Annotated in this window: 8 protein-coding genes; all 8 read left to right on the top strand. The window is 52.1% G+C overall.

Features of this window, described 5'->3' with window-relative positions:
- The first annotated feature begins 521 nt into the window (after window positions 1-521).
- The 8 genes from mraZ to murD all read left to right on the top strand — a co-directional run bounded on the left by mraZ (window position 522) and on the right by murD (window position 9,716).
- A complete protein-coding gene (mraZ, locus tag JW883_15430) occupies window positions 522-968 on the top strand; it encodes a division/cell wall cluster transcriptional repressor MraZ (protein ID MBN1843657.1) in 447 nt (148 codons plus the stop codon).
- 16 nt (window positions 969-984) lie between these two features.
- Entirely contained in the window at window positions 985-1,920 is a 936-nt protein-coding gene (gene rsmH, locus JW883_15425) for a 16S rRNA (cytosine(1402)-N(4))-methyltransferase RsmH (protein ID MBN1843656.1), read from the top strand.
- An 11-nt stretch (window positions 1,921-1,931) separates the two neighbouring features.
- A complete protein-coding gene (gene ftsL / locus JW883_15420) occupies window positions 1,932-2,222 on the top strand; it encodes a cell division protein FtsL (GenBank protein ID MBN1843655.1) in 291 nt (96 codons plus the stop codon).
- Window positions 2,219-3,997, top strand: a complete 1,779-nt coding sequence (locus tag JW883_15415; protein MBN1843654.1) for a penicillin-binding protein 2 — start codon at window positions 2,219-2,221, stop codon at window positions 3,995-3,997. The genes ftsL and JW883_15415 overlap by 4 nt, the downstream gene beginning before the upstream one ends.
- Entirely contained in the window at window positions 3,994-5,532 is a 1,539-nt protein-coding gene (locus JW883_15410; GenBank protein MBN1843653.1) for a UDP-N-acetylmuramoyl-L-alanyl-D-glutamate--2,6-diaminopimelate ligase, read from the top strand. The genes JW883_15415 and JW883_15410 overlap by 4 nt, the downstream gene beginning before the upstream one ends.
- Before the next feature lie 46 nt (window positions 5,533-5,578).
- The gene (locus JW883_15405) at window positions 5,579-6,988 is read left to right on the top strand and encodes a UDP-N-acetylmuramoyl-tripeptide--D-alanyl-D-alanine ligase (protein ID MBN1843652.1); all 1,410 of its coding nucleotides are present in this window, start codon (window positions 5,579-5,581) and stop codon (window positions 6,986-6,988) included.
- A gap of 106 nt (window positions 6,989-7,094) precedes the next feature.
- Entirely contained in the window at window positions 7,095-8,174 is a 1,080-nt protein-coding gene (locus JW883_15400; GenBank protein MBN1843651.1) for a phospho-N-acetylmuramoyl-pentapeptide-transferase, read from the top strand.
- Between the two features lie 186 nt (window positions 8,175-8,360).
- Window positions 8,361-9,716: a UDP-N-acetylmuramoyl-L-alanine--D-glutamate ligase gene (gene murD, locus JW883_15395; GenBank protein MBN1843650.1), complete on the top strand. Its 1,356-nt coding sequence runs from the start codon at window positions 8,361-8,363 to the stop codon at window positions 9,714-9,716.
- Window positions 9,717-9,869: the final 153 nt, after the last annotated feature.

Raw genomic sequence — 9,869 nt, 5'->3', positions numbered from 1 at the left:
TTGAATACAACCCAAAATCCTTCGCAATCTTGAGACACTTATTTCGTGACGAACCCTAAGCGGCCGAGGGATTCCTGTGACCGGTCACAAGGATTTCCTTCGAGACAACTCCAGTTACCGCCCTGAACCTGACCCATAAAGAGTGTCCATCCATAAACGAATCTTAAGACACTGGGCACTAGCGTCAGTTTCCAATTCAGAAATGAGCAATTTTTCGCAAGGTCAAGGAAATCAAGGGATTGCGCGGAGGCGTACATTGATACGCCGCACAAGCGATCCCGCAGATTGACGCCGAGATTGCGGAAAAGGGCCATTTCTGGATGGAAACTAAGGGCAATCCCTACATAGAGTGTAGCTCGTATTGTCGCCATACCATATGACGGGGATTGTCTTAGTAGCCATGAATTATTTGAAAAATCGTGAGTTTTCTTCACGTTTTTTGCTTGACATTCAAAATCTCGGTTTATATAGGGGTGGTGCAAAGTGGACCAAAGTGGATACAAATGAAGGCGGGCCAGAACATGTTCCGGGGCAACTCCTTTCATAATCTGGACACAAAGGGCCGATTGATTATTCCGACCCGTTTTCGAGATGTGTTGAAGCAGAGCAGTGTTAACGGGCTTATGGTCTCAAAGATGGATGGCGCCGTGTTTTGTTATACATTTGAAGAATGGCGAAAGATTGAAGAGCGTATCCTCAACCTGGCCGTTAAAGGCGAGAACATGCGGCGGTTCCGGAGAATCTTCATAGGCGGCGCCTTTGACTGTCTTCCTGACAAGCAGGGTCGCATTGTGATTCCACCGGTCGTGCGTCAGTATGCGGGCCTGGACAGAGAGGTTGTCCTGATAGGTGTATTGGATCACTTTGAGATATGGTCGCAAGAGAAATGGTTGAAGGAAGATGCAAAGTTCCAGAGTGATTTGAAGAAAGAGGATATGAGAAACGAGGTTGCTGCACTGGGGCTCTAGGGTGAGCGACAGAGCCATGCGATATCGCCATATCCCGGTCATGGTCAAGGAGGTCATTGGCTACCTTGGCTGCTCACCTGGCAAGACATACGTGGATGGCACTTTAGGGGGAGGTGGCCATGCCCAAGCGATTCTGCGAGTCATTGGTCCGAATGGTTTTCTCATCGGGATGGACAGAGATCCTGATGCCATTGCCAGCGCCCGCAGATACCTCCGTGATTTCAAATCAAACGTTCAATTTGTTAACGAAAACTTTATTTATATTCCAGAAGTGCTTTCCCAGTCAAACACAAGGGGCGTGGACGGGATCTTACTCGATTTAGGCCTTTCGCTTTATCAACTGGAGGAAAGCGGCAGGGGTTTCAGCTTTATGCGTGATGAGCCTTTGGACATGCGCATGAATCCGGAGGAAGAAAACACGGCTGAAGCAATTGTAAACCGGTTTTCAGAAAAGGAACTCGCCGATCTCATAGCCCGTTACGGAGAAGACCCTTGGGCCATGCGCATTGCCAAAGGTATTGTCCGGGCCCGCCGGCGCGCAAGGATTCGGTCCACTTCACAGCTTGCTGAAATCGTGAAGGAGGCTATTCCGGCGAGACATCGACCGAGACGCATCAACCCTGCAACCCGCACATTTCAGGCATTAAGGATTGAAGTGAATCAGGAACTGGAGTGTCTGAAGGTATTCTTGGGCCATGCGGCCGATCTCCTGAATCCAAAGGGCCGCCTGTGCATCCTCTCGTTCCATTCCTTGGAAGACCGGATTGTGAAACAGCATTTCAAGGCCTTAGCCCGTGGTTGTGACTGTCCTCCTGACTTTCCGGTGTGTGTATGCGGGAAAAAGCCTCAGGTTCGTATCCTTACAAAAAGGCCTGCCAGACCGGACCCGGCCGAGATTAAAGCCAATCCTATGGCTCGAAGCGCCAAGCTGCGGGCCGCGGAAAAACTGTAAGGTGAGGGACAATGACAAGACGAAAGGCCGTCAGGAAGCCGCGTTCAACACTGACCCCATGGCTTTTGCTGATAGTGTTTTTTGTGGCAGAGCTATTAGTCTTCAGCTGGTGTCGCGTGCAATATGTGCAGACCGGATACGACATTGACCAGGTGAAGCAAGAGCGCCGGCAGCTCATAGCGCTTCATCATGAGCTTCAGGTCGAAGAGGCACGGTTGAGATCTCCGGAGCGGATAAGACGTCTTGCCCAAAAACGAGGTTTGGTCATGCCTGACTCCAGTCATGTTGTCGTGCTCCCATGAAAGATTACAGGAAGAAGAAACCTGACGCCACCAAATGGATTCGTTTTCGAATCGTAGTCGTTGCCACTATATTGACGCTTTGTTTCGGGGTCATCATAGGCAGGGCCGTTCAATTGCAGGTCCTTGAACAGAGCGAGCTTTCTGAGAGGGCTGCAGGTGAGTACAAAAAGGCCTTTCACAACATGCCCAGACGGGGCACGATCTATGATCAGAATTATGCGGAGTTGGCGGTAAGTATTGACGTATCCTCTATCTGCGCCTATCCGAAACGGATCTCGTCCCCGAAGCAGACGACTTCGTTGCTGGCGCGAGCCCTGAACCTGAAACAGGGGCCAATCTTGAAGAAACTTTCTTCGGACAAGGGATTTGTGTGGATAAAGCGTCACGCAAAGCCAAATCAGGTATCGGCGGTCAGAAAGTTGAAACTGGACGGGGTCGACTTTGTGACAGAAAGCCGCCGGTTCTATCCCATGAAAACCCTGGCTGCTCAGGTCATCGGTTTTTGCGGCACTGACGGGAAGGGATTGGAGGGACTTGAATACTATTATGACCCCTTCTTGAGCGGTCAGGAAAGTAGGTGGACTGTCTTCAAAGACGCCCTGGGTCGTTCTTTTGATGTGGAGGCGGTGGCCTTGCCTGAAATCAAGGATGGATGCAATGTGATTCTGACCATTGACAAAAATATTCAGCACATTGCCGAGCAGGCCCTGTCTGAAACGGTGGAGACCTTTTCTGCCGAGTCAGGCGTGGCGGTGGTCATGGTCCCCGAAACGGGGGCTGTTTTGGCGATAGCCCATGTGCCTCGATTTAATCCAAACACCTTTGGACAATACGAGCCCTGGGTAAGGAGGAATCGGGCAATTACCGATTCTTTTGAACCCGGCTCCACCTTCAAGATATTCCTGGCCGCTGCTGCGCTGGAGTCGGGCCTCTGCACACCTGATTCCAGATTTGAGTGTGAGGAGGGGCGCTACAAGATCGGCAACAACGTTGTCCATGACGTCCACGCCTATGGCGCCCTCTCACTCAGAGATATCTTGAAGTATTCAAGTAATATTGGGGCCACCAAAATCGGGGAGAAGATCGGATCGGCATATTTCTGCGACAAGATCAGGGCATTTGGTTTTGGAACCAGGACCGGTGTTGACTGTCCGGGCGAGAGTCCAGGCTCTGTCCTGCCCCATGAACACTGGTCGGACATGGATGCTATGGCCATCTGTTTTGGGCAGGGCATTTCTATGTCAGCCTTGCAGCTTGCAGTTGCAGTTTGCGCTACCGCCAATGACGGCGTCCTGATGAAACCATATCTGGTTCAGGCTATGACCGACCGGCAAGGCCGTCTCGTAAAGAGCTTTCGGCCCACAAGGCTACGAAGGGTTATTTCAATTGAGACAGCCCGAATCCTGGCCAGAATGCTTGAAAGGGTTGTGGCAAAAGGGGGCACTGGGCTGAAGGCGGCCGTAAGGGGTTACCGGGTCGCAGGAAAGACGGGCACAGCCCAGAAGGTAGATCCCGAGGCAAGAGGGTATGCGAGAAACAAACACACAGCCGTCTTTGCGGGATTTGTGCCGGCTCGAGATCCTGCCGTTGTAATCCTCGTCGTTATTGACGAGCCGAAAAAGCACCACTACGGTGGTGTGGTTGCTGCGCCGGTTTTTAGACAGATTGCCCAGGAAAGCCTTCAGTATCTGAAAATACCTCCTGAACTGGCGACACCTCAGGAAGAAACAGGTGGATCCGTCAGAGCCTCTGTGGAGGCAACGTGGACGGGGTGAAATTGAATTCGCTGCTTAACTCTCTGGTCGTGAAAGATGTTGTCGGTTTGGAAGATCAAATCATCAACTCGATCCATTACGACTCTCGCAGTGTGAAACCCGGCGGGCTATTTGTGGCCATCCGGGGGCTTCGGGCTAACGGACACGGCTTTGTTGATGACGCGGTCAAACGGGGGGCCGCGGCTATTGTTGCGGAAAAAGCGCCGTTTGTCCCGGCATCTGTCAGCGTAGTAAAGGTTGAAAGTTCCCGTCGTGCGCTGGCGGCTCTTTCCGCGGCATTTTACGGAGATCCTTCCAGAGAGCTTTTTGTAATCGGCATAACCGGCACCAACGGAAAGACCACAACAGCGTACTTCATCGAATCCATGCTCAGCGCAGCCGGATTCAACGTGGGAGTTATCGGCACGATCAATTATCGATTTGCAGGACAGAGCTTTCCCAATCCGGTGACAACCCCTGAGTCACTGGACCTGATGCGGATACTCCGCCAGATGGCCGACAGTGGGGTTACCCATGTAGTTATTGAGGTTTCGTCCCATGCCCTGGATCAGGATCGAGTAGCCAGTTGCGAGTTCGATGTTGGCGTCTTTACGAACCTGTCGCAAGACCATCTCGACTATCACGGAGACATGGAGACCTACTGGCAGTGCAAAAAAAAGCTCTGTCTCGAGTGTCTGGAGCTTGGATCAAAACAGGCGTACGCAGTTGCAGTCATCAACTGGGATGATAGCAAGGGCAAGGAACTCGCCTCAGAGGTCGCTGTCAGATCTTTACGGGTGGGTATTTCCGAGGGGTGCCACGTTCGAGGCGAGAATGTTCAGATGACCTTAAGGGGTGTGTCAGGGAGGGTGCAAACGCCTGAGGGCCATTTTGATTTCAGATCTCACATGGTGGGATATTATAACATACACAACATCTTGGCTGCCACAGGAGTGGCTACAACCATAAGGTTGCCGGCGCCCATAATAAAAGCAGGGATAGAGAACCTTCAGGGTGTCCCGGGGAGGCTTGAGCCCGTTGTTAACGAGGCAGGGCTTTGCGTGTTCATAGATTATGCCCACACGCCGGATGCCCTGGAAAACGTTCTGACCGCTTTGAAAGGACTTGCCTCCGGCCGGCTGATCACCATATTCGGTTGCGGGGGTGATCGGGATCGAGAAAAGCGCCCTATGATGGGGGCGGCGGCAGGACGGTTGTGCGATCTTTCGGTGCTAACCTCCGATAATCCACGTACAGAGGCGCCTGAAGAAATCCTGTCCGAAATCACGGCTGGCACGGCTTCAGTGCAGGGCTGCAGGTACGAGCCCAAGGACTTGGCAAATGGGTTTGACAGACCAGGCTACACGGTAGAGCCGGACAGAAGACGCGCCATTGCCTTGGGACTCAATGCAGCCAGACGTGGAGATACGGTTCTTATCGCAGGCAAAGGGCACGAGACGTACCAGATTATAGGTGAGAAGACTGTGCCTTTTGATGACCGGGTGGAAGCAAAAAAGGTACTTGAGAGCTTGTCGATGAGGAACCACAGTAAGTAATCTTTGTTATAGATGCCCGATGCAAGATGCCGGTTACTGATGACCAATGACTAATGACCTAACATCCTGGAGCATTTCTGACGTATTGGAGGCCACGGGTGGTCGCTTAGGCTTTGGCGAGGAGAGAATTCGCTTTAGGGCGATTTCCACGGATTCCCGCGCCATTCGAGGTGGCGAGCTTTTTGTGGCCATTACCGGACAGAAATATGACGGGCACCAGTTTGTGCATATGGCCCTTGAGAAAGGCGCCCTGGGCGTCCTTGTTAGCGAAGCGTTTACGAGGTCAGATGCGCCTGGCCCGGGAAAGGACCGCTGCTGGATTGTTGTGCCGGACACGCTTAAGGCTTTGGGCGACATGGCCGCGTTTCATCGCAGGCAAAGTGAAGCCTCGGTTGTGGCCATAACCGGCACGAACGGCAAGACAACTACAAAGGAAATGACAGCGGCCGTGTTGAGCCGGGCATTTTCGGTGTTGAAAACGTCCGGGAATTTCAACAATCTGATTGGGTTGCCGCTTACCCTGTTGCGCTTGACGGAAGAGCATGAATGGGCTGTTCTTGAACTGGCCATGAATCACCCCGGGGAGATCGGGCGGCTTTCCCGAATCTGCACGCCTCAGATAGGTGTGATCACCAATATAGAAGCAGGCCACCTGGAGGGTGTGAAGAATATAGACGGGGTGATGAAGGCAAAGGGCGAACTCCTTGAGGTTTTGGGTGAAGACGGAACGGCAGTGCTGAATATCGATGACAAAAGGATTTGCCGGCTCGCCGAGCAGTTTGACGGACGTGTGATTAGCTTCGGGATTCACGGCTCGGCTGAGGTATGGGCAACGCCGGTGTCTCAGACTGCTTCCGGCTGTTCATTTGACCTTTGTTGGTACGATGAGTCAATTCGCGTACGTCTGGGCATTTGGGGAAGCGGCGCCATCTACAATGCCTTGGCTTCAGCTGCCGTGGGGTACCGAGTCGGCCTTTCCATTGAGGAGGTCAAGGAGGGCTTGGAGTCCGTAGTCCCGTTGCCAGGGCGCATGGAGATCATAACGCTTCCCGCGGGAATCTACCTGATTAATGATACCTATAATGCCAACCCCGGCTCCATGGCGCTGGCGATTGATACGTTAGGCGCTTTGAAGGGAAACGGCAGAGGTATATTGATCGCAGGAGATATGCTTGAACTGGGTGAACACGCCAAGAAGGCCCACAAAGATCTAGGCATATTGGTTGCCCGCAGGGGCATTGCCCGGCTCTATGCCACAGGTGACTTCGCGCCGGTTGTGGCAGAAGGGGCCGCAGGGGCGGGGATGGATGCCGGAAAGATTTTCATCGGTAGCCATGAGGAGATCCTGGATGCGGTCAAGGGCCGTCTAGGTCCGGGGGATTGGGTCCTGGTGAAGGGTTCGCGGCTTATGGCCATGGAAAATGTGGTGGAGGGGTTGCAGTCACACTTTGGCTAATGGAGAAGATAGCAGCCATTTATCATCGAACATTGACCATTAACCAATAACAAATGAACAATGATAGATGACTAATGACCAGTAACTCATGACTAACAGATAAGCCATGCTTTATCATTTACTATACCCGCTTCATACGACTTTCTCGGCGTTCAATGTATTTCGCTACATTACGTTCCGTACGATCTATGCCAGCCTCACGGCCCTGTTGATATCTTTATTGCTTGGACCATGGGTTATAAGAAAACTGACAGAGTATCAGGTATGCCAGTATGTGAGGGATGACGGTCCTTCAACTCACACGACTAAAACCGGCACCCCGACAATGGGTGGTCTATTGATTCTATTTGCCGTTTTTACTGCTGTACTCCTTTGGAGTAACTTGACAAACTTCTTTGTCTGGATGGTGCTCCTTGTGACGGTCAGCTATGGCGCCATCGGATTTTTGGATGACTACCTGATGCAGCGAAAAAAACAAAGCAGAGGGTTGCGGGCAAGGAGTAAGTTTTTGATGCAAGCGGCCATAGGGTTGCTGGTTGGAGGACTTCTTTACATGCGTCCGGATTTTGATACCCATGTGAGTGTTCCCTTTCTAAAGGAGATAAATCCTGACCTGGGATGGTGTTACATCCTCTTTGCAGCCTTGGTGATTGTGGGAACCTCTAATGCAGTAAATTTGACCGACGGCCTGGATGGTCTTGCCATCGGCCCTGTGACTGTGGCGGCAGCCACCTACGTGGTCCTTTCATACGTATCCGGCCATGCAAAAATCGCCAATTATCTTCAGATTCAATATGTGGCAGGTAGCGGGGAGCTTGCCGTATTCTGTGGCGCAGTTGTGGGGGCTGGTATGGGATTTCTCTGGTACAACACTTACCCGGCACAGATGTTTATGGGGGATGTGGGCTCTTTGCCCCTGGGCGGCGCCCTGGGGGCCGCTGCCGTCATGACCAAGCATGAAATACTGCTGGCCTTGGTAGGGGGGATTTTTGTCCTGGAAACCCTTTCGGTCATTTTCCAGGTAGGGTTTTTCAAGGTTTCCAACGGCCGTCGTATTTTCAGGATGGCCCCGCTCCATCACCACTTTGAGTTAAAGGGATGGGCTGAGCCCAAGGTGATCGTGAGGTTTTGGATCATTGCGATTTTTTTGGGACTCTTGTCCTTGAGCACGTTGAAGCTGCGGTAGGCAGTAGCGCCTCCCGCGCAGTTGGAGGCGATAGGTTAGAGGCCAGAGGCAAAAAAAACATCTTTTTCCTCCAACCTCAAGGCCCAAAAGGGCCGATCCTCCAACCGAGGATGCTTCTGTTAGGATTAGGGAAGGTACAACGAAGTTTTGGAACAGAGAAGCAGGACAATACGAGGAAGGAGAGCTTTGGAGCTCAAGCGCAAGAAAGTCTTGGTAGTTGGTTTGGCCAAGACGGGGCTTGCAGTTGCCCGGTTCTTGAAAAATCATGGAGCCAGGGTCACTGCCGCTGACGTTATGGCAGAAAAACAGCTTGGTTCTCACGCGCGGAAGGCCCGTGCCATGGGAATTGCCCTGAGTCTCGGGCCACATAAAGCGGAGACTTTTCTGGCCAATGATCTCATTGTGGTGAGTCCGGGGGTGCCACACACCATTGGCCCTCTAGAGGCGGCCAGGGAGGCAGGCATACAAGTTGTCGGCGAACTGGAATTGGCTGTTCGATATATAAGTGAACCCATTATTGCCATAACCGGCACCAACGGCAAAACCACTACCACGAATCTTGCGGGGGAGATGTTGAGGGCATCCGGTTTCAAGGTCTTTGTGGGAGGCAACATCGGGGCCCCGCTTATCGGCTATGTTGATTCGGAGGTACGTGCAGATATGATCGTGGCCGAGATCAGCAGTTTTCAGCTCGACACGATAGAGAGTTTTAGGCCCAAGGTGGGAGTTCTTCTGAACATTTCCGAGGATCACCTTGATCGTTACAATGATTTTCAAGGCTATGTCCGTTCAAAAGGCAGATTGTTTGAGAATCAAGAGGCCACGGACTTTGCCATATTGAACAGGGCTGACCCGTTTATGCACAGAGTTGAACCGGAGATCCGGGCTCGAACGCTCTATTTCAACACCAATTCAGATCGGGAAGATGGCGTTGAGTTCCGCAACAATGAGATGATCTGCAGGCTTCCGGGAACCATGCCCCTGACGTTGAGCCTGGAAAGTTTCGATCTGAAAGGAACACATAATTATGAAAACGCTGCGGCCGCCAGTCTGGCCGCCTTGGCCGCAGGGGCCACTAAATCAGGTATCCAGAAGGCGCTGGACATGTTTGAAGGCCTCCGTCACAGGCTCGAATACGTGCAGACCGTCAACGGCGTCCAGTATTACAATGACTCAAAAGGGACAAATGTTGGAGCGGTCGTGCGGGCACTTGAGAGTTTTGATGATCCCGTAATTCTCATCATGGGGGGACGGGACAAGGGTGGGGATTACGGCGTGCTAAATGGACGTGTCAAGGCGGGAGTGAAGCGTCTCATTGTGACTGGAGAGGCAAGAGAAAAGATCCTGAACGTTTTGGGCGGACTCACGAATTCTCGAGAGGCAACAAGCCTTGAGGAGGCGGTGCACCTGGCCCGGGAGGCAGCAACTCCAGGAGATGTGGTGCTCCTGTCGCCCGGGTGTTCAAGCTTTGACATGTTTACGGATTATGCCGAACGGGGAGAAGTTTTCTGCAATGCCGTGGGGAAGCTCGCAGAGCAGTGACAACCTGTTATCTATCATCGATGATAAATTACCAATGGTAAAAATCCTGGCCCAGAGGACCAGGCATTGGTTATCCCCAGAGGGGATTTGCTTTGTTGGAAGTTCATTGAATTATTGAAATTACAAATATCACATTACAAATATCAAACAATT

The organism is Deltaproteobacteria bacterium, assembly GCA_016930875.1.
Taxonomy (GTDB): domain Bacteria; phylum Desulfobacterota; class Desulfobacteria; order Desulfobacterales.
Note: the sequence above shows the minus strand (reverse complement) of the source record. Positions and strands in the feature narration are given on the sequence as shown.